Source organism: Pseudomonas sp. EL_65y_Pfl2_R95, from assembly GCF_963971045.1.
Taxonomy (GTDB): Bacteria; Pseudomonadota; Gammaproteobacteria; order Pseudomonadales; family Pseudomonadaceae; genus Aquipseudomonas.
The window spans coordinates 502,002-521,754 of the sequence record NZ_CAXAOV010000001.1; the positions used below are offsets into that span (position 1 = coordinate 502,002).

Below are 19,753 nucleotides of genomic sequence, written 5' to 3' on the forward strand. Positions count from 1 at the left end.
GACGTGCTCCTAAAATCCCAGACTGGACAACAGATCGTCGACGTCATCTTGACTAGATGCGACGTCATCAAGCTTATCGGCATGAATCTGCGGACCTTCACCCTGAGATGGATTTTTTTCTTGTTGTTTTTCTGCACGCAACGTTTCCGGGTCATGCTCAATGCCGGCATAGCGGTCAACCTGAGTCGCCATCAGCATCAATTTGAGCAGGTTGCTCTCAACTTCAGTTACCAGTTGAGTCACACGCTTGATCACCTGACCGGTTAAATCCTGGTAATCCTGAGCCAACAAAATATCGTTCAGGTGTCCGGATAACTTGCCACTGTCGCGCTCGCTGTTAGCCAAGAACAACTCAACCCGCTTGGCCAATTCACGGAAGTCTTCAGCGCCCATCTCACGGCGCATAAAGCGCCCCCAGTCGGCCTTCAAACTTTGTGCGTCAGTGCGGATATCGTTAACCAGAGGTGCACTTTGCTCAACCAGATCCATGGTCCGGTTGGCCGCATCTTCGGTCATGGTCACCACATAATTGAGACGTTCGGTGGCGTCAGTAATTTGCGAGGCTTCAGTGGCATAAGGCAGGCGCGGGTCCAGCTGGAAGTTGACGATCGCACTGTGCAACTCGCGCGTCAGCTTGCCGACTTCGTGGTAAAGGCCACGGTCGCGCACTTTGTTAAGCTCATTGATGACTTGGACCGCCTCACTGAAATTGCCGCGCTCAAGGCTTTCAAGCAACTGGTGGGCATTACTTTTCAGGGTCGACTCAAAGTCACCCACTTGCGAATCATCGTGTTCCATAACAACCTCAGCGCAGACATCAGCCGTTTACACGCTCAAATATCTTCTCGATTTTTTCTTTGAGCACCTGAGCAGTGAATGGCTTCACCACGTAACCATTCACCCCGGCTTGAGCAGCCTCGATGATCTGGTCACGTTTGGCTTCGGCAGTCACCATCAGTACCGGCAGTTGTTTCAGACGATCATCTGCACGCACGGCGCGCAACAGTTCAATACCGGTCATGCCCGGCATGTTCCAGTCGGTCACCAGAAAATCGAAGCTGCCGCTTTGCAGCATCGGCAATGCGGTTGTGCCGTCATCGGCTTCAGCGGTGTTCGTAAACCCCAGGTCACGCAGGAGGTTTTTAATAATGCGGCGCATCGTTGAAAAGTCATCAACGATGAGGATTTTCATGTTCTTGTCCAAGTCGACCTCCGTACATTCCCCAGTGCACCCAGCATCCTGAATGCACCCCTAATCGTAAGCTCGGCGCGCACTGCTTGCGCCTTGCTATACAAGGTTTTTCAGTATCTGATTACAATTTTATTTAGCTCGCCATTCACCTAGACGCGCACGCAAACGTGCGGCGCATTGGCTATGCAACTGGCTAACCCGAGACTCACTTACCCCCAGCACTTCGCCGATTTCCTTGAGGTTGAGCTCTTCGTCGTAGTACAACGAAATGACCAACTGCTCACGTTCCGGCAGGTTACCAATTGCATCAGCAAGGGCTGCCTGAAAGCGCTCTTCCTCAAATTCCCGTGAAGGCCCGGATTGACTGTGACTGGCATCTTCCTGCAAGCCGCCGCTTTCACCGTCCTCAAGCAGGTCGTCAAAACTGAATAAGCGGCTACCTAAAGTGTCGCCAAGAATGCCGTAGTAATCTTCGAGACTCAATTGGAGTTCGGCCGCAACTTCGTGATCTTTAGCGTCACGACCGGTTTTTGCTTCAATTAATCGAATTGCATCACTGACCATGCGGCTATTGCGATGCACAGAACGCGGCGCCCAATCGCCCTTTCGCACCTCGTCGAGCATTGAGCCGCGGATGCGAATGCCGGCAAAGGTCTCAAAACTGGCACCTTTGGCGCCGTCGTATTTCTTTGAAGCTTCGAGCAAGCCAATCATGCCCGCCTGAATCAAATCATCGACCTGAACATTCGCTGGCAAGCGCGCCAAAAGATGATAGGCAATTCGCTTAACCAGTGGCGCATAACGCTCGATCAGCTGATGTTGCAAGTCTTTACCTTGCGCTTTGCTATACATTCGAAGTCCAGACGCCGCTGTCATGCCGGCGTGTCAGTAGCAGGTTGTTGCACCAGACGCTCGACAAAAAACTCCAGATGCCCGCGCGGATTGGCGGGTAAAGGCCATGTGCAGACCTTCTGGGCAATTGCTCGAAACGCCACGGAGCTTTTTGAACGTGGAAATGCTTCAAAAACTGCACGCTGTTTCTGTACCGCTTTGCGCACCGACTCGTCATAAGGCACGGTGCCAACATATTGCAGCGCAACATCAAGAAAACGATCCGTTACCTTGCTTAGCTTAGCAAACAGGTTTCGACCCTCTTGCGGGGTATGCGCCATGTTGGCCAACACCCGAAAACGATTCATGCCGTAGTCGCGATTTAACAGCTTTATTAATGCATAGGCATCAGTGATTGAGGTGGGCTCATCACAAACCACCACCAATACTTCCTGCGCCGCGCGCACAAAGCTGACCACCGAATCGCCGATGCCGGCTGCGGTGTCAACAATCAGCACATCAATGTTTTCACTGATGTCGCTGAACGCCTGAATCAATCCAGCGTGCTGCATCGGAGTTAGTTGCACCATGCTTTGGGTGCCGGAAGCAGCTGGCACAATACGGATACCGCAAGGCCCCTGAATCACAACGTCACGCATATCGCATTCGCCACTGATGACGTCCGCCAGCGTACGCTTAGGGGTAAGTCCGAGGAGCACGTCGATGTTTGCCAGACCCAAGTCGGCATCCATCAACATCACGCGCCGTCCCTCTTCAGCCAAAGCCATGGCCAAATTGACTGACACGTTGGTTTTGCCAACCCCGCCTTTACCGCCAGTGACAGCGATTACTTGAACTGGGTGAACAGCCATTTAATTACGCTCCTTGCTCACGCGGGTCAGGAGCACATTATCCATTGTGCTCCGACTAAAATGAACACACGCCGTTCGTAAACAGGCTGTGCTAAAAATCATCGGGTATTGCATCAACTAGCCCGCTTAGCCGGTTGCTGGTAAAAGCCGGCAAAGACTTCAGCCATGGTGTCTTCACTTGGCTCTTCCTGCGCTTGAAGGCCTACCGCGCGACTCACCAACTGGTGGCTTCGCGGCAATTGCAAATCATCTGGAATACGCGGGCCATCGGTCACATAAGCCACTGGCAAACGTTGACTGATCGCCAAGCCCAAAACTTCACCCATACTCGCGGCTTCGTCCAGTTTAGTCAGAATACAGCCCATAAGCCCACAGCGCTTGTAACTATGGTAAGCCGATTTGAGTACCTGATTTTGACTGGTTGCGGCCATAACCAGGTAATTTTTCGCATTAATCGAGCGACTCGCCAGAGCTTCCAGCTGCATACGCAGTGCCGGATCATTGGCGGGCAGGCCTGCAGTATCAATTAAAACCACCCGTTTGCGCATCAATGGCGTAATGACCTGCGTCAGCGACTGGCTTGGATCAACAAGGGTCACCGGCACATTCAGAATGCGACCCAGGGTTTTCAGTTGCTCCTGGGCACCAATGCGGTAGCTGTCCAGGCTCACCAGCGCGACATTCTGTGCGCCATACTTGAGTACGTAACGGGCGGCGAGCTTGGCAATAGTGGTGGTCTTGCCCATGCCAGCAGGACCCACCAAAGCGATTACACCGCCCTCTTCAAGCGGCTCTTGCTTGGGCACCTGAATCGAGTGCGCCAAGTGTGCCAACAACATGCGCCAGGCTTGACGCGGCTCGGCAATTTCGCTGACACGCTCCAGCAACGGACGGGCCACATCGGCCGGCAGGCCCATGCGCTGCAGGCGCCGCCACAAGTTAGCTTGCTGCGGGCGACGGGTTTGCATTTGCCCCCAGGCGATCGAACCGAGTTGAACTTCAATCAACTCACGCAGCCCCGAGAGCTCAGAACGCATGGCATCGATAGTGCTTTGCTCAACTGCGGCGGCTGCAGCGTGGGTTGAGGCCCGAACCGCGACGTCCAACGGGCTTTCAGGCCGCTGCTCGGCCAGCTCTGCAAATAACTGCAGGTCTTTTGCCACCTCTGGCTCAATGCGCAAGCTCAGCTCGGCATGGGCTGCAGCGATTTTTGACTGGGTATTACGCAGCTCGCTTTCCAATGCGGGATTCGGCTGGCGCACCGGGGCCGCAGGCACTTGGTAATCCAATGCGGCGGTCAGCTCAACACCGCCGGCCACACGGCGATTTCCGATGATCGACGCATCAGCACCCAGCTCTTCACGAACCAGCTTCATGGCCTGACGCATATCGGCAGCAAAAAAACGTTTAACCTGCATACCTGTGACCTCGGTGTTGTGGTGGCCGGACTTCATCTGTGCGATTGGCCCCACTTAATTCTGACCCACCGTCGCAACGATGGTGACTTGCTTGTTATCCGGTATTTCCTGGTACGCCAACACATAGGCATTGGCGACCGCCATTCGTGCAAACCGCGACAGCATCGCCCGGACCGGCCCCGCCACCAGCAGGATCACTGGCTTGCCAAGCATTTCCTGGCGCTGCGCTGCGTCAATCAATGAACGTTGCAGCTTTTCAGCCATACCGGGTTCAAGAAGGATGCCTTCTTCTGAACCTTGCCCGGCCTTCTGTACGCTATTTAGCAATATCTGTTCCAACCTTGGCTCCAAGGTGATCACAGGCAGCTCGGGCTCTAGTCCCACGATGCTTTGCACGATTGCGCGGGATAACGACACTCGCACCGCAGCAACCATAGCGGCGGGATCTTGACTCTTTGGTGCCACGTTAGCGATGGCTTCGGCGATAGTGCGGATATCGCGCACCGGTACTTGCTCCTGCAGCAGCGCTTGCAAGACCTTGAGCAGAGTCGACAGCGACACCAGCCCCGGCACCAGCTCTTCAGCCAGCTTTGGCGAGCTTTTCGCCAACAACTGCATAAGCTGCTGGACTTCTTCGTGGCCCAGCAGCTCATGGGCATGCTTATGCAACACTTGATTGAGGTGCGTGGCAACGACCGTGCTCGCATCAACCACGGTGTAGCCCAATGATTGGGCCTGATCACGCTGGTTGACCTCGATCCAGACCGCTTCGAGACCGAACGCCGGATCTTTGGCGGCAACCCCGTTAAGGGTGCCAAATACTTGCCCTGGGTTAATCGCCAACTCACGGTCCGGGTACACTTCTGCTTCAGCCACGCTGACGCCCATCAAGGTCAAGCGATAAGCATTGGGCTGTAAATCCAGGTTGTCGCGGATATGCACCGATGGCATCAAAAAGCCCATCTCCTGCGACAGCTTTTTGCGCACGCCCTTAATCCGCGCGAGCAACTGGCCGCCTTGGTTGCGATCAACCAGAGGGATAAGCCGATAGCCCACCTCCAGGCCGACCATGTCCACCGGGGTTACGTCATCCCAGCCCAGCTCTTTAACGTCTTGAGCACGCTGCGCAGGCAGTTGTTCTTGCTGGCGCTGAACTTCTTTGACTTCATCTTCTTTGACCACGCGCTGCTTGTTGGCAATCCAGTAAGCCGCGCCCGCCGCCACCAAACCCAAGCTGATGAAGGAAAAGTGCGGCATGCCCGGCACCAGGCCCATGGCGATCATGATGGCGGCAGCCACCGCCAAAGCACGCGGCGAGGCGAACATCTGGCGATTGACTTGCGCGCCCATGTCTTCCGAGCTGGAAACCCGGGTCACCATAATTGCCGCTGCGGTAGACAGCAGCAGCGATGGAATCTGGGCAACCAGACCGTCACCAATGGTCAGCAAGGTATAAACCTTGCCAGCGTCAGCAAAACTCAAACCGTGCTGGAAAATACCGATGGCGACGCCGCCAATCAGGTTGATAAACAGAATCAGCAGGCCTGCAATCGCATCACCACGGACGAATTTACTGGCACCGTCCATCGAGCCGTAGAAATCCGCTTCCTGGGACACTTCTGAACGCCGCTTCTTGGCTTCTGCTTGCTCAATCAAACCGGCGTTAAGATCGGCATCGATGGCCATTTGTTTGCCGGGCATGGCGTCGAGGGTGAAACGTGCACTCACTTCCGAGATGCGCCCAGCACCTTTGGTGACGACCACGAAGTTGATGATCATCAAGATCGCGAAGACCACGATCCCCACCACGTAGTTACCGCCGATCACCACTTCACCGAAAGCCTGGATCACCTGCCCCGCGGCCGCATGACCGTCATGACCGTGGAGCAGCACCACCCGCGTTGAGGCAACGTTAAGCGCTAGGCGCAACAGAGTTGCCGCCAGCAAGATGGTCGGGAATACCGCGAAGTCCAGCGGTCGCAAGGCATAAATACCGACCAACAGCACCACAATTGACAGGGCAATGCTGAAGGTAAACAGCACGTCCAGGAGAAATGGCGGGATCGGCAACATGACCATGCCAAGCATGACCAATAGCAGTAACGGAATGCCCAGGTTGCCCTGACGCAATCCCGAAAGATTACTGCGCACGTTACCGATGATTTGAGAGTGATCTACCGCCACATCTTTACCCCAGCTGGTTCAATCTTTTGACGCGGAGGCGCCTTTAGCTAGGGTTTTGCAAGATCCCGTCCAACTTTGCCTTACAACTGAAAATTCATTGAAACCGACGGTTTAGGTGCGGGCGCCCGATTAATCGTCGCGGCGCAAATCAGGAGGAATTGGCAGGTCTTTTAGGCTGTCCGGGCGCTTGCCTTTACCGGCTTGGTACTGACGCAGCTGGTAAACATAGGCCAGCACCTGCGCCACAGCGAGGTACAGGCCGGCAGGGATTTCCTGATCAATGTCAGTTGAGTAGAACACCGCCCGCGCCAGCGCCGGAGATTCCAACAGCATGACATTGTGTTCCTGAGCGATCTCACGAATTTTCAGGGCAGTGAAGTCGCCGCCCTTGGCCAGCATCACCGGGGCATTTCCCTTGGTGGGATCGTACTTCAAGGCCACCGCAAAGTGCGTCGGGTTGGTAATGACCACGTCGGCCTGGGGCACGGCCTGCATCATGCGCCGCTCCGTCATTTCGCGCTGCAACTGGCGAATACGCTGCTTGACCTCAGGCTTGCCCTCGCTGTCCTTGTACTCGTCGCGCACTTCTTGCTTGGTCATCATCAATTTTTGCTTGTTGTCCCAGATCTGGAACGGCACATCCACTGCGGCAATCAGAATCAAGCCGCAGGCAATCCACAAGGCACTCCAACCCACCACTTGAGAGGCATGCATGATGGCGTTTTCCAGCGGCTCACGGGAAATGGCCAATAGCGCATCACGGTCGGCTGACAAGACCACCAGCGCGATAATCAAGATCACTGAAAACTTGGCCAGCGCCTTGACCAACTCAACCAGCGCCTTGGTCGAGAACATGCGTTTGAGCCCGGCAGCCGGGTTCATCCGGCTAAACTTCGGCGCCATCGCCTGCGCCGAGAACAACCAGCCACCCAAGGCAATTGGCCCGACAATAGAGGCAATCAACAGGGCCATAAATAGCGGTACCAGCGCCTCAAACGCGATTTGCCCCGCCGCCATCAGCCAGATGCCCATATTGCGCTCATCGAGAATGACTTCGCGAGACAATGAAAAACTGCCGCGCATGACATTGAGCATGGCAGTCCCCAACGCACCACCGGTGGCCAGCAAACCGCCCGTACCGGCAAGCATGATTGCCAAGGTGTTGAGTTCACGCGAGCGCGCTATCTGTCCCTTTTCACGGGACTCACGCAGGCGTTTCTCCGTGGGTTCCTCGCTTTTATCGGCGCCGCTTTCAGATTCAGCCATGGTTCGACCTCATCTTGCCTGGGCCATTTCACGCAGGAACAACAAGGCTTCACTGGCGAACTCCTGATACTGAGCCAGGATATCGGCCAGACCAATCCAGATAATCACCAAGCCAAGCACTACCGTGAGCGGGAAGCCAATGGTAAAGATATTGAACTGCGGCGAGGCGCGGGTCATGACGCCGAAGGCCAGGTTGATCACCAGCAAGGCAGTGATTGCCGGCAAGACCAGAATCAATGCGGCACCAAACACCCAGCCAAGCTTGGTCGCGATCTGCCAATACTGATCCGTCAGAAAACCGCCACCCACCGGCAAGGTCACAAAGCTTTCCGACAGCACTTCAAACACCACCAGATGGCCGTTCATGGCTAAAAAAAGCATGGTCACCAACATGGTGAAAAACTGGCCAATCACCGGGACTGAAATCCCGTTGGTGGGGTCCACCATCGAGGCAAAACCCAAGCCCATCTGCATCGAGACAATTTGCCCGGCAATCACAAACGCATGGAAAAAAAGCTGCAAGACAAAGCCCAGCATCACCCCGATCAGCACTTCCTGAGCGATCAAAATCAAGGTTTGCAGGCTCAGTGCATCAACCTCCGGCATCGCCGGCAGGTTTGGTAGCAGCACCAGACAAATCGCCAGCGACAGGTACAAGCGCACCCGCACTGGAACCAGCTTGGTGCCGAAGACCGGCATGGTCATCAATAAAGCAGCGATGCGAAACAGCGGCAGCAGATAACTGCCCACCCAAGCCCCGATCTGCGCATCAGTGAGCTCAAGCATGGTCAGCCGATAAGCGAGGGAATGTTCATGATTAGCGTGCGTGTGTAATCCATCAACTCACGCACCAACCAAGGGCCACAGATAATCAGTGTGAGAAAAATCACCATCAAGCGCGGCAAGAAGCTCAGGGTTTGTTCGTTGATCTGGGTGGCGGCCTGAAACATCGCCACCAACAGTCCGACCAACAAGCTCGGCACCACAATAGTGGCAACAATCACTGCAGTGAGCCACAAGGCTTCGCGGAACAGATCAACTGCAACCTCTGGAGTCATGCTTATATTCCTCCGAAACTGGCGGCAAGCGTACCCATGATCAGCGCCCAACCATCAATCAAGACGAATAACATTATCTTGAACGGCAGCGAGATAATCAGTGGCGAGAGCATCATCATCCCCATTGCCATCAAGATACTTGACACCACCAGGTCGATAATCAAGAACGGGATAAAGATCATAAAGCCGATTTGAAATGCAGTCTTCAGCTCGGACGTCACAAACGCCGGCACGAGGATGGTCAGAGGCGCCTCCTCGGGGCTGGCAATGTCCGTGCGTTTGGACAAGCGCATAAACAATTCGAGGTCACTTTCGCGGGTTTGCGCGAGCATAAAGTTCTTGATAGGACCTTCGGCCTTGAGAATAGCCTCTTGCGCGGGCAATTGTTCATTGAGGTAGGGCTGCAGCGCGTCTTTGTTTATCTGATCAAACACCGGGGCCATGATGAACAGGGTCAGAAACAACGCCAGCCCGACCAGAATCTGGTTTGAGGGCGTCTGCTGCAAGCCAAGCGCCTGACGCAAAATCGAAAAGACGATGATGATCCGGGTAAAGCTGGTCATTAACATCAGGAACGCCGGGATAAAACTCAGCGCGGTCATAATCAGCAAAATCTGCAGACTGACCGAATACTCCTGCTGCCCCTGGGCATTGGTGCTCAGGGTGATTGCCGAAATCGACAGCGGATCATCCGCTCCCAGCGCCATTGGCGCCACCAGCATAAACATTGAAAGCAACAACAGGCGCACCGCGCTCATCAAGACTTGTCCTTATTGTCTTTACCCAACAACTCCATCAGCCGTTGGGAAAACTCTGTAGGTGCAGGCTTGCTTTCGCTGCTGTCCACCGGCTCTTTAAGAACATGCAAGGGGGTAATTCGCCCCGGCGTCAGGCCCAGCAGCACCTGCTCATTACCGACCTGCACCAGCACCAGACGGTCGCGCGTGCCCAATGCCTGGCTGGAGATAATCTTGATTGCCTGACCACCACGCGGGGTAATCTGCTGCACCCTGCGCATCAGCCAAGCCAGCAAAAAAATCAGACCTATCACCAGCAGCAAACCCAGCAATAACTGGGTCAATTGCCCGGCGACACCGCTGCTGGCCATCGGTGTTACCGCCTGGACAGCAGGTTCGGCGGCCAGCGCGGTTAGCGGCAGAGCGAGCAGCAACACAAGAGGTTTCATCTCAGCGCAGCTTCTTGATACGTTCGCTCGGGCTGATCACGTCAGTCAGACGGATACCGAACTTTTCGTTAACCACAACCACTTCGCCGTGGGCGATCAAGGTGCCGTTAACCAGCACATCCAACGGCTCACCGGCGAGGCGATCCAATTCGATCACCGAACCTTGATTAAGCTGGAGCAGGTTGCGGATGGTGATATCGGTATTGCCCACTTCCATGGAGATTGAAACTGGGATATCCAGAATCACATCGAGGTTGGGGCCTTCGAGGTTGACCGGCAAATTGCTTTTCGGCACACCGCCAAATTCTTCCATCTCAGCCCGCGAAGCTGCAGGTGCCGAGCTGCCAGCAGCCTCGCCTACACCAGCGAGCATGGCATCAATGTCATCCTGATTTGCATCGCCCGACTCGGACAGCGCAGCGGCCCACTCGTCGGCCAGTGCCTGCTCTTCGGGTGAAGTTGCGTCATTTTCATCTGCCATGGTCTTTCCTCGGATGGCGTAAAACAGTGGATGGGCTTGGGTAAGCCCTGGCGCTGGCATGCATTGGCAGGTGCCTGGCGCCTCTAGTCGTTATCTGTTGCATGCAGTGCGCAGAAACTCGCTAACGGCCACGGTTAATGGGGTCCAGCACTTGCAGCGCCAAGTTGCCTTTGTGGGCACCCAACTTGACCTTGAATGACGGCACGCCACTGGCACGCATGATCACTTCGTCTGGCAACTCAACCGGGATCACATCCCCGGGCTGCATGTGCAAGATGTCACGTAGCTTTAACTGCCGCCGGACAACGGTTGCTGACAACGGCACGCGGACATCCAGCACATCTTCACGCAGTGCATTAATCCAGCGTTCATCGTGGTCGCCGACATCGGATTGAAAGCCTGCATCGAGCATTTCCCTGATCGGTTCAATCATCGAATAAGGCATGGTTATGTGCAGGTCCCCGCCGCCGCCGTCCAGCTCGATGTGGAAGGTCGATACCACCACCACTTCACTTGGGCTAACGATGTTGGCCAAGGCAGGGTTAACCTCGGAATTGACGTAATCGAAGTTGATGTCCATGACCGCGTGCCAAGCTTCTTTAAGGTCGACAAAGCACTGATCGAGCACCATGCGCACCACGCGCAGTTCGGTTGGGGTGAACTCACGGCCTTCGATCTTGGCGTGGCGGCCGTCGCCGCCAAAAAAGTTATCCACCAGCTTGAACACCAGTTTAGCGTCGAGGATAAACAGGCTCGTGCCGCGTAACGGTCTCATCTTTACCAGGTTAAGGCTGGTTGGCACGTACAACGAATGCACGTATTCGCCAAACTTCATTACCTGTACACCGCCCACTGAAACATCCGCCGAGCGGCGCAACAGGTTGAACATACTGATGCGGGTATAACGGGCAAAACGCTCGTTGATCATCTCCAACGTCGGCATACGCCCACGAACGATGCGATCCTGGCTGGTCAGGTCATATTGTTTGACGCTACCTGGAACCCCAGCGTCCTCAGTTTCAACCGCTCCGTCATCGACGCCATGTAACAAGGCATCAATTTCATCCTGGGAAAGCAGGTCTTGCACGGCCATTTATGGCTCCCGACTACTGCAACACGAGGTTGGTAAATAACACTTGTTCGACCACGGTCTTGCCGACTTCTTTTTGCGCCAATTCCTGCACGCTGGCAGTCGCCTGCTGGCGTAGCATTTCCTTGCCGACCGGGGTCACTAAATTATTGAAATCTTGTCCCGAGAACAGCATAACCAAACGATTACGCAGTACCGGCATATGCACTTTAAGGGCATCCAATGCCGCTTGATCACGTGACATCAAGGCAACGCTGACTTGCATGTAGCGGGCACGACCGTTCTGGGTGAAGTTGACCACAAACGCGGGTGTCAGCTCTTCATAAATGGCCGCCTGCTTAACCGGCGCCCCCTCATCTTGCTTTGTTTCAGCCGCTTCTTCTGGTTTGTCATCCTGCTTGCCGAGGAAAAACCAGGTACCTGCAACCGACAGACTCACCACCAACAGCAAGGCGACAACAGCCAGAATAATGATTTTTAGTTTACCGCCCGACTTGCCGTCCGTAGCCGGGTCTTGCGGCTTATCTTTCTTCGCCATGCCAATAATCCGTCACAAATTCAGGTTAGCTACTATTAAAGCCTGTTTGAGCAAGTGTTATGCCACATTAGCTTTATTGGTTTTGATAACTGCATAAACAGATTCGCCCGACGCTTTACAACGTCAGGCGAATAATAGGGAGGATAACGTGTTTTTGGACAGTTGACGCTCTGCGACCCATGCGATGCATCACAGGGTTGGAGCTTTGGTCGCGTGGTTAACGCTCTTTTCAGCCACCATTTTGGCTGCGACAAAGCCTCAAAAATCTGCAAGACCATGGTGGCCAAGCTTCGCGTTGACCACCCTAGACCGGCCGCCACTGCGCTTAAACAACATGCTGTTTAAGCGTAATAATCAACCATGCTGCGGGGTATACCTTGCAGCGTTGTGCGCTGCTCGACGCTGGTTATCGACAACTCCTCTTCATGACCGCCATTGAGCGATGAGCCTGACGAACCACGATTTCTGTCGCTATCCGCCTGTTGCTGATTCTGCCCCTGGCCTTGCCAGCCACGACCCTGGCTTGGATCTGACACGCTGACATCCTGCAAGTTAATGCCCTGCTGAACGAACATTTCACGCAAACGATGCATTTGCCCTTCTAGGCTATCGCGCACCGCGGCGTTGGCACTGGCGAACGAAATCTGCGTCTGATCGTTGCTCATATGAATACGCACGTCCAAACGGCCCAGATCAGCTGGATCCAACTGAATTTCTGCGGATTTAAGGTTTTGGCTCGACAGATACATTACCCGGTCGACAACGGCCTCAGTCCAACCACTCTGCTGCATGGCGATCGGCGTGCCCACCACTGGAATTTTCGGGGTCAACGCTGTTTGCTGAGTGATCGCCTGGCTGAGGGAATTGAGCTTGCTGACGAAATTCTCGGGCGGCGTATCAGCAGAACTTTCCTTCAGGCTATCCAGTGCATCTGCGGTCAGATCGGTTAAGTTGAACTCCCCCGATAAGCTTTTCTCGGCGGCCTGCAACTTGGAACCCATGACACTCATGGCACTGGCAAAACTCTGATCAGGGTTGCCAGCAGCCTGTGCTGCGAGCGCACCCGGTGATTTCTGCTCAGCATTTGCCGCCGCTTGCGCCTTGCCGATGTCCAGCGCCATCTTCACTGCAGGCATCTGATTCATCGCGTCCAGATCCGCATCGAAGCTGGCATCGGTCATGCTCGCCGGGCCTGAGCTTTTAAAGTTAGCCGTGACGGCCGTCATTCCCGCCAGTTGGTCTGCGTTTAACTGCAAACCGAACAGGTCATCGCTGTCTTCGGTTGATGGCGGAGTATCGGCCTGGGCATCCTGGCCTTCAGCTTCGCCGTCGCCCTGTGAGGCAGCGGGGTCAGTCGGCAAAGAATTGCCGCTATCGGCAACCGTTTGCGGCTGAGCATCGCCATTGGCCTGGGCACTGGCATCGTCAGTTGCCTTGGCCTTTTGCTCATTGGCCGCCTTTGCTGCGCCATTCGTGCGCTCAGCCGGCTTGGCCTGACGCTCATTGGCGTAAACCTCAGCAAAGCTGGAAGCCTCGCGGCCACGGGGTTCAGCCGGTTTTGCTTGAGGCTTGGCCGCCGCAACCTTGGGCTTTAAATCAACTGCTGGTTTGAGCAGTAAGTCAGCTGCACCGGACATCGGCACTCTCCGTACGGATTGGTTCGTATTGGAGAGATAGCAAGAGCCAGGCCAAGTTGTGCAGCGATCAGATAAGAAGAGGTTAAGCGGTGTTTAACCAAGGCCGCTTTCATCAGATTTTAGACGCATGAATCTCATGCACAAAAACTGCTTTGACGGTCATCATTTCGGTTTTGATCTGGGCCAACAAACCCTCGATTACCGATTGATTTTGCTGGTCAGCCGCGCACTCCAGCGCTTGGCATAAGTGCGCCAACTCAAGCGCACCGACATTACCGCAACTTCCTTTGAAGCTGTGAACAGCCTCACGCAAAGCTGTACTATCATGCTCTGCAACCGCCTGTTGGGCCAAGCGTAAGCGCTGGTCAGAGTCGGTCAAATACGCTTCGAGCAATATCGCATACTCGTCACCCATAATGTCCTTCAGTCCTGCAATTACTGCCTTATCAACATGAATAACCACGCGCGACACTCCCTGACCCGCAATTGCTAAAAAAAGCTGGGCACACACTAACGTCGCCGTCGCAGAAGACCAAAGGCTTTTTAATCGTTTCAGCCAGACGGCAGTTTAAAAGGGCTCACGACCCGCTAAGCGCTGCGACAATTCATCAAGCATTTTCTGCTCGCGCTTGTCCTCAAGTTGTCGTGCTTCATCCTGATAACGCTGGATCAACTTGCGTAAGCCTTCGAGACGCGCGTACCGCTGCTGCCAAACCTGGCGAAGTTTGTCGACGTTGCTGCGGTGCCAATAAAGGCTTTGCTGCTGCTGGGTGATGGCCGTTTCGAGCTGGGAAAGAAAGCGCTGATAGTTGATTAACCATTGCCCGGAAACGCCGCGCTGCCCTTCCGTCATCCACTGTTGCTGGTAATCGGCTCGGTAACGCTCAAGCTCGCCCAGCTTAACCTCCGCCTGGCCTTGCTGGGCTTGTGCACGCCCCAGTTGCACGGCGGCTTCACGCTCAGCGCGCTCGGCCATATCGACCACCGGCGCCAGTTGTTTAGCGCGACCTTTACTCATGCCTAGGTGTTGTTACTGGGCGGATTGAATGTGCTTACAAGCTGCGCGACGCTGTGTTCGAGGCTCACGCTTTCATCCAGCGCCTGGCGCAAATAAGCCATCATTTGCGGGCGTTTGGCGATGGCCAGATCGGTGTCTGCATCGCCACCTGGCACATAAGCGCCAACACTGATCAGGTCACGACTCTGTTGGTAGCGCGACCACAGTTGCTTGAACCGTTGCGCTTGCTGTTGATGCTCGCGGGTCACCACTTGCGGCATGACCCGGCTGATCGAAGCTTCGATATCAATAGCCGGATAATGCCCCTCTTCAGCCAGGCGCCGGCTCAGCACAATGTGGCCGTCGAGCACACCACGCGCCGCATCGGCAATCGGGTCTTGCTGGTCATCGCCCTCGCTCAACACGGTATAGAAGGCGGTGATGGAGCCGCCGCCCTCCTCCGCATTGCCTGCGCGTTCGACCAGTTTTGGCAACTTGGCAAACACTGAAGGCGGATAGCCTTTAGTGGCGGGTGGCTCACCAATTGCCAAGGCAATTTCCCGCTGAGCCTGAGCAAAACGGGTCAATGAATCCATCAGCAGCAATACATTTTTGCCCTTGTCACGAAAGTATTCGGCAATTCGGGTGCAATAGGTTGCCGCCCGCAAACGCATCAGAGGCGCATCATCCGCAGGCGAGGCCACCACCACGGAGCGTTTAATGCCCTCTTCACCGAGGATCTCCTCGATAAATTCCTTAACTTCCCGGCCCCGCTCACCAATGAGCCCGACCACAATAATCTCGGCCTCGGTAAAGCGTGTCATCATGCCTAGCAGCACGCTTTTACCCACGCCAGTACCGGCAAACAAGCCCAAGCGCTGTCCGCGCCCCACCGTCAGCAAACCGTTGATCGAACGTATGCCCACATCCAACGGCTGATCAATCGGGTGGCGTTTCATGGGGTTGATTTGCGGGCCATCCATCGGCACCCAGTCTTCGGCCTTCATTCGCCCTTTGCCGTCGAGTGCAGCGCCAGTGCCATCAAGCACACGGCCGAGCATCGACATACCCATGGGCAAGCGTCCGGTGTCGGGTAAAGGTACAACCCGCGCCCCCGGTGCAATACCCGACAAGCTACCGACCGGCATCAGGAAAATTTTGCCATTGGCAAAGCCCATGACCTCGGCTTCAACCTGCAAGGGATGATAGCTGCCCTCGTTGATCACCATGCATCGGCTGCCCAACGAGGCGCGCAAGCCTTCGGCCTCGAGGGTCAGGCCGACAACGCGCAGCAAACGACCTTCGACCACAGGCGAGGCCGGCAGCTCAATCGTCTCGCTGTAGCCGCTCAGACGCTTGGCAAAACTGACGCGTTCAAGCTTCACTGGCGGGCTTTTCCGGGCTTTCGAGCGGGATCTGAATGTCGGCTTCCAAGGGATGCACTGCCTGTTCGCGCTGCTGTTCAAACAGCTGCTTGAGGGCTTGGGATATACGGGTTTCAACGGTCGCATCAATCCGGCTGTTGGCACACTCGACCCGGCAACCACCGGGGAGCAATGACTCATCCTCTAGAATTTTCCAGTTTTCTTCGTGGCGGTCACGCAGGGTCTTGATGATGTCGTAGTCTTGCGGATTAAGGTGAATACGCACCTTGTCATCACCAATCGGCAATAGCTTTAACGCTTCGCGCAACACCTGGCGAATCTGGCTGGAGTCGCGATCCAGCTCGCGCTGAATCACCTCGCGCGTGATGCGGCTGACCAAGTCGATCATGGCCGCTTCAATTTGCTGGTCCTGCTCGGCGATGGGCTCAAACAGCTGTTCCATAATCCGCTCAAGCCCTTCAAGCTTGCTGGCTAAAGCGGCGTCGGCTTCTTGCTTGGCCTTAAGCTGACCGGCGTGATAGCCATCGCGCTCGCCGGTTAATAAACCTTCGTTATAGGCCTCCTGACGAATCGCTTCCAGCTCATCCAGTGTCAGCGGCTTGAGATCTTCCAGGGTGACGTCTTCGCTCTCGGCCGGGGCATTTGCAGTTTCGGCACTTGGCTGCTGATCAGACGCCGTGACGGCGTCCTCAGCTGGTTCCACATGCTGATCGAAGCTGGGCAATGACCAGACATCCAGTGCATTGATATCGCCGGCGCGAATAAGCTCGCTTTGTACTTCCTTAGCCATCTTGGCTTACACCATTTCTTCGCCGCCCTTGCCGCCAAGGACAATTTCCCCGGCTTCGGCCATGCGGCGGGCGATGGTGAGAATCTCTTTCTGCGCAGTCTCAACATCACTGACGCGCACAGGGCCCTTGGCTTCGAGGTCGTCGCGCAGCAACTCAGCCGCTCGCTTGGACATGTTCTTGAAGACTTTCTCCTTGATCGCCTCGTCTGCACCCTTAAGTGCGAGCACCAGCACATCAGAAGACACTTCACGCAGCAGCGCTTGAATACCGCGATCATCCACATCGGAGAGGTTATCAAACACAAACATCAAGTCTTCGATCTGCGATGACAGGTCTTCATCGACTTCACGAATCGAGTCCATCAACTGCCCTTCAACCGAGCTGTCGAGGAAGTTCATGATATCTGCCGCACGCTTGATCCCGCCCAGGCTGGCGCGACTGGTGTTGGAGTTACCGGAGAATTGTTTCTCCAGAATCAGGTTCAATTCTTTCAGGGCAGCCGGCTGCACAGTGTTCAACGAAGACACCCGCAAGACGATATCCAGACGCACTTTATGGTCGAAGTGGCTGAGCACCTCGCCCGCTTGGTCCGGGTCGAGATAAGCCACCACAATGGCTTGAATCTGCGGGTGCTCGTAGCGAATCACATCAGCCACTGCGCGCGGTTCCATCCATTTGAGGCTGTCGAGGCCACTGGTGCTGCCACCGAGCAAAATCCGATCGATCAAGTTGCCGGCTTTGTCTTCACCGAGGGCCTGGGTGAGCATTTTGCGAATGTAGCCATCGGCGCCAACACCCAAGCTGGTCTGGTCGCCGACAATATCGACAAACTCACCCATGACCAATTCAACTTGGTCACGGTTGATATTGCGCATGCCAGCCATGGCCACGCCGACCTTCTGCACTTCCTTCGGCCCGAGGTGACGCAGCACCTGCGCCGCATCGGTTTCACCCAAGGACAGCAGCAGTATGGCGGCCTTCTCGACCTTATCTAACTTGGCGTTCGCGCGACCTTCACTCATCGTCGTTGATCCACTCTTTAACTACCTGAGCAACCCGGCCCGGATCTTCGGCAACCAGACTTTTAATTGCGTTGAGCTGAGCGTCATAGCCTTCGCTGGGGCTTGGCAACAAGATGCTTTGCGGACCGCCGAGGCTAACCCGATCAGCCGCCAAACCGCCGGCCATGTCACCTAACTCTACATCGCCGTCGGGGCCACCGGCCACCGACATTTCACGACTTTTTCCGCCGCCCGTAATGTTGTTCAACACCGGACGCAGCACACCAAAGACCAGCACCAGAATAAACAGTACGCCCAGGACTTGCTTAACCGTGTCCCAGAACCATGGCTGGGTGTAGAACGGAATATCTACAATTTCCTCACCAGTAACCGCACTGAAGGGTGTGTTGATGACGCTGACGCTGTCACCACGGCTTGCATCAAATCCCACTGAATCTTGCACCAGGCGGGTAAAGCGCGCCAACTCATCGCTGCTCCACGGCACTTGGGTGGTTTCTCCCGTTGCCGGATCAACTTTAAGTTGATCGTCCACCACCACCGCGACAGATAACCGGCGCAGGCGACCTTGCTGTTGCTTGGTATGGCTGATCGAACGGTCCAGCTCATAGTTGCGGGTCGCTTGTTCACGCTTGTCAGCCGGGAATGGCGCCAGCATCGGCTGGCCGGTCGTCGGATCCATCACTTGCTGACCATTGGCGTCGAGCAATGGCTGGCCGGCAGCGACTGGACCGGCTGGTCCTGCAGCGGCTGGCGCGTTTGCCTGCTGCGGCGCATTGGTCGGCGTCGGCGGCTGATTACTCAACGCGCCCGGTACACCTTGCGGCGGTAGACTGCTGCTACGCTGTTCATCGGTTTTCTGCTCGCTGCGCAGTGCCGGCTGATCAGGGTTGAACATCTCTGATGTGGACTCAACGGCGCTGAAATCGACATCAGCCGAAACCTCGGCTTTATAACGGCCTGAGCCTAGAACCGGTTGCAGAATATTGTGTACGCGCTGGGTCATCAGGCTTTCAAGGCGACGGCTGTAGTCGAATTGTTTGCCCGCCATGGTCAATGCTGAGTTCTCTTGCTGATCACTGAGCAGGTTGCCTTTCTGATCCACCACGGTCACGTGCGACTTATCCAGCTCGGGTACGCTGGTCGCCACTAAATTGACGATCGCCATCACCTGGCTTGGCTCAAGGCCCCGCCCCGAATACAGCTCAACCAGCACCGAGGCGGTGGGCTTGCGGTCATCGCGCACAAACACCGAGCTTTTCGGGATGGCCAGATGCACGCGTGCGGCCTTGACGTTGTTAAGACTGGAAACCGTACGCGCCAACTCACCTTCAAGACCACGGCGATAGCGCGTGGCTTCCATAAACTGGCTAGTGCCAAGGCCTTGCTCTTGGTCAAGAATTTCAAAACCCAAGGTTTTGTCGCTCGGCGCCACACCCGCTGCCGCCAGACGCATGCGCGCACGCGCCATGTCATCGGCCTTAACCAATAAGGCGCCTGAGTTTGGCTCAACGGTGTAAGCAATATCCGCCGCCGACAGGGTTTGCATCACTTGCGATGCATCCATGCCATCGAGGCTGCCGTAAAGCGGGCGATAGTCTGGCTGCTGCGACCACAAGACCACAGCAAAACCGATCGCCACGCTGGCCGCCAAACCGACCATAAGGCCGACCTGACGAAGCATGGTCATTTCGGAAAGGTTTTCCAGAAATGTAAGCCCGAACAACGGCTTTTTCGAGCCGTCAGAACCGCCAGTGGTAGCCGGCATATTTGCCGAGAGTGCGTCAGCCATGATTCAAATTCCGCCT

The 19,753-nt window shown here is 55.5% G+C and carries 21 protein-coding genes; all 21 read right to left on the reverse strand.

Features of this window, described 5'->3' with window-relative positions; translation table 11 throughout:
• Positions 1-9: 9 nt before the first annotated feature.
• On the reverse strand, positions 10-798 hold the full coding sequence (locus tag AACY09_RS02380) for a protein phosphatase CheZ (RefSeq protein ID WP_339485838.1): 789 nt from the start codon (positions 796-798) through the stop codon (positions 10-12).
• Between the two features lie 19 nt (positions 799-817).
• Positions 818-1,192, reverse strand: coding sequence for a chemotaxis response regulator CheY (locus AACY09_RS02385; protein ID WP_339485840.1), 375 nt, complete (start codon positions 1,190-1,192; stop codon positions 818-820).
• Between the two features lie 129 nt (positions 1,193-1,321).
• Positions 1,322-2,068: an RNA polymerase sigma factor FliA gene (fliA, locus tag AACY09_RS02390; RefSeq protein ID WP_339485842.1), complete on the reverse strand. Its 747-nt coding sequence runs from the start codon at positions 2,066-2,068 to the stop codon at positions 1,322-1,324.
• Positions 2,065-2,895: a flagellar synthesis regulator FleN gene (gene fleN, locus AACY09_RS02395; RefSeq protein WP_339485843.1), complete on the reverse strand. Its 831-nt coding sequence runs from the start codon at positions 2,893-2,895 to the stop codon at positions 2,065-2,067. Before fleN ends, fliA begins: the two co-directional genes overlap by 4 nt.
• 113 nt (positions 2,896-3,008) lie before the next feature.
• Positions 3,009-4,313: a flagellar biosynthesis protein FlhF gene (gene flhF / locus AACY09_RS02400; protein WP_339485845.1), complete on the reverse strand. Its 1,305-nt coding sequence runs from the start codon at positions 4,311-4,313 to the stop codon at positions 3,009-3,011.
• A gap of 54 nt (positions 4,314-4,367) precedes the next feature.
• Positions 4,368-6,497 (reverse strand): flagellar biosynthesis protein FlhA, encoded by a 2,130-nt coding sequence (flhA, locus tag AACY09_RS02405; RefSeq protein WP_339485847.1) that lies wholly within the window; start codon positions 6,495-6,497, stop codon positions 4,368-4,370.
• A gap of 129 nt (positions 6,498-6,626) precedes the next feature.
• Positions 6,627-7,763 carry a flagellar biosynthesis protein FlhB gene (gene flhB, locus AACY09_RS02410; RefSeq protein WP_339485848.1) on the reverse strand — a complete coding sequence of 379 codons (1,137 nt, stop codon included), beginning with the start codon at positions 7,761-7,763 and terminating at the stop codon, positions 6,627-6,629.
• A gap of 9 nt (positions 7,764-7,772) precedes the next feature.
• On the reverse strand, positions 7,773-8,549 hold the full coding sequence (gene fliR, locus AACY09_RS02415) for a flagellar biosynthetic protein FliR (protein ID WP_339485850.1): 777 nt from the start codon (positions 8,547-8,549) through the stop codon (positions 7,773-7,775).
• Positions 8,550-8,551: 2 nt separating this feature from the next.
• Entirely contained in the window at positions 8,552-8,821 is a 270-nt protein-coding gene (gene fliQ / locus AACY09_RS02420) for a flagellar biosynthesis protein FliQ (protein WP_339485852.1), read from the reverse strand.
• A 2-nt stretch (positions 8,822-8,823) separates the two neighbouring features.
• Positions 8,824-9,549 (reverse strand): flagellar type III secretion system pore protein FliP, encoded by a 726-nt coding sequence (gene fliP, locus AACY09_RS02425; protein WP_339487060.1) that lies wholly within the window; start codon positions 9,547-9,549, stop codon positions 8,824-8,826.
• 29 nt (positions 9,550-9,578) lie between these two features.
• Positions 9,579-10,007, reverse strand: coding sequence for a flagellar biosynthetic protein FliO (gene fliO, locus AACY09_RS02430; RefSeq protein WP_339485853.1), 429 nt, complete (start codon positions 10,005-10,007; stop codon positions 9,579-9,581).
• A gap of 1 nt (position 10,008) precedes the next feature.
• Entirely contained in the window at positions 10,009-10,488 is a 480-nt protein-coding gene (gene fliN, locus AACY09_RS02435; RefSeq protein WP_339485854.1) for a flagellar motor switch protein FliN, read from the reverse strand.
• Between the two features lie 121 nt (positions 10,489-10,609).
• Complete coding sequence (fliM, locus tag AACY09_RS02440) at positions 10,610-11,581, reverse strand: flagellar motor switch protein FliM (RefSeq protein ID WP_339485855.1); 972 nt, start codon at positions 11,579-11,581, stop codon at positions 10,610-10,612.
• A 13-nt stretch (positions 11,582-11,594) separates the two neighbouring features.
• Complete coding sequence (fliL, locus tag AACY09_RS02445) at positions 11,595-12,116, reverse strand: flagellar basal body-associated protein FliL (RefSeq protein ID WP_339485856.1); 522 nt, start codon at positions 12,114-12,116, stop codon at positions 11,595-11,597.
• Between the two features lie 341 nt (positions 12,117-12,457).
• Positions 12,458-13,753, reverse strand: a complete 1,296-nt coding sequence (locus AACY09_RS02450) for a flagellar hook-length control protein FliK (protein WP_339485858.1) — start codon at positions 13,751-13,753, stop codon at positions 12,458-12,460.
• 112 nt (positions 13,754-13,865) lie between these two features.
• Positions 13,866-14,216 carry an Hpt domain-containing protein gene (locus AACY09_RS02455; protein WP_339485859.1) on the reverse strand — a complete coding sequence of 117 codons (351 nt, stop codon included), beginning with the start codon at positions 14,214-14,216 and terminating at the stop codon, positions 13,866-13,868.
• A gap of 105 nt (positions 14,217-14,321) precedes the next feature.
• On the reverse strand, positions 14,322-14,771 hold the full coding sequence (fliJ, locus tag AACY09_RS02460; RefSeq protein ID WP_339485861.1) for a flagellar export protein FliJ: 450 nt from the start codon (positions 14,769-14,771) through the stop codon (positions 14,322-14,324).
• Positions 14,772-14,773: 2 nt separating this feature from the next.
• On the reverse strand, positions 14,774-16,135 hold the full coding sequence (fliI, locus tag AACY09_RS02465) for a flagellar protein export ATPase FliI (protein ID WP_339485862.1): 1,362 nt from the start codon (positions 16,133-16,135) through the stop codon (positions 14,774-14,776).
• Complete coding sequence (gene fliH / locus AACY09_RS02470; protein WP_339485863.1) at positions 16,125-16,925, reverse strand: flagellar assembly protein FliH; 801 nt, start codon at positions 16,923-16,925, stop codon at positions 16,125-16,127. Before fliH ends, fliI begins: the two co-directional genes overlap by 11 nt.
• Positions 16,926-16,931: 6 nt before the next feature.
• Positions 16,932-17,948 carry a flagellar motor switch protein FliG gene (fliG, locus tag AACY09_RS02475; protein ID WP_339485864.1) on the reverse strand — a complete coding sequence of 339 codons (1,017 nt, stop codon included), beginning with the start codon at positions 17,946-17,948 and terminating at the stop codon, positions 16,932-16,934.
• Complete coding sequence (fliF, locus tag AACY09_RS02480) at positions 17,941-19,737, reverse strand: flagellar basal-body MS-ring/collar protein FliF (RefSeq protein ID WP_339485865.1); 1,797 nt, start codon at positions 19,735-19,737, stop codon at positions 17,941-17,943. Before fliF ends, fliG begins: the two co-directional genes overlap by 8 nt.
• Positions 19,738-19,753 lie beyond the last annotated feature (16 nt).

Coding starts and splice junctions, on each gene's coding strand:
- AACY09_RS02385 (WP_339485840.1), bottom strand. CDS start 1,192: ATGAAAATCCTCATCGTTGATGACTTTTCAACGATGCGCCGCATTATT.
- AACY09_RS02380 (WP_339485838.1), bottom strand. CDS start 798: ATGGAACACGATGATTCGCAAGTGGGTGACTTTGAGTCGACCCTGAAA.
- fliH (WP_339485863.1), bottom strand. CDS start 16,925: ATGGCTAAGGAAGTACAAAGCGAGCTTATTCGCGCCGGCGATATCAAT.
- fliM (WP_339485855.1), bottom strand. CDS start 11,581: ATGGCCGTGCAAGACCTGCTTTCCCAGGATGAAATTGATGCCTTGTTA.
- fliQ (WP_339485852.1), bottom strand. CDS start 8,821: ATGACTCCAGAGGTTGCAGTTGATCTGTTCCGCGAAGCCTTGTGGCTC.
- flhB (WP_339485848.1), bottom strand. CDS start 7,763: ATGGCTGAATCTGAAAGCGGCGCCGATAAAAGCGAGGAACCCACGGAG.
- fliO (WP_339485853.1), bottom strand. CDS start 10,007: ATGAAACCTCTTGTGTTGCTGCTCGCTCTGCCGCTAACCGCGCTGGCC.
- AACY09_RS02450 (WP_339485858.1), bottom strand. CDS start 13,753: ATGTCCGGTGCAGCTGACTTACTGCTCAAACCAGCAGTTGATTTAAAG.
- fliF (WP_339485865.1), bottom strand. CDS start 19,737: ATGGCTGACGCACTCTCGGCAAATATGCCGGCTACCACTGGCGGTTCT.
- fliJ (WP_339485861.1), bottom strand. CDS start 14,771: ATGAGTAAAGGTCGCGCTAAACAACTGGCGCCGGTGGTCGATATGGCC.
- fleN (WP_339485843.1), bottom strand. CDS start 2,895: ATGGCTGTTCACCCAGTTCAAGTAATCGCTGTCACTGGCGGTAAAGGC.
- flhF (WP_339485845.1), bottom strand. CDS start 4,313: ATGCAGGTTAAACGTTTTTTTGCTGCCGATATGCGTCAGGCCATGAAG.
- fliR (WP_339485850.1), bottom strand. CDS start 8,549: ATGCTTGAGCTCACTGATGCGCAGATCGGGGCTTGGGTGGGCAGTTAT.
- fliG (WP_339485864.1), bottom strand. CDS start 17,948: ATGAGTGAAGGTCGCGCGAACGCCAAGTTAGATAAGGTCGAGAAGGCC.
- fliP (WP_339487060.1), bottom strand. CDS start 9,549: ATGTTTATGCTGGTGGCGCCAATGGCGCTGGGAGCGGATGATCCGCTG.
- fliA (WP_339485842.1), bottom strand. CDS start 2,068: ATGACAGCGGCGTCTGGACTTCGAATGTATAGCAAAGCGCAAGGTAAA.
- fliL (WP_339485856.1), bottom strand. CDS start 12,116: ATGGCGAAGAAAGATAAGCCGCAAGACCCGGCTACGGACGGCAAGTCG.
- fliN (WP_339485854.1), bottom strand. CDS start 10,488: ATGGCAGATGAAAATGACGCAACTTCACCCGAAGAGCAGGCACTGGCC.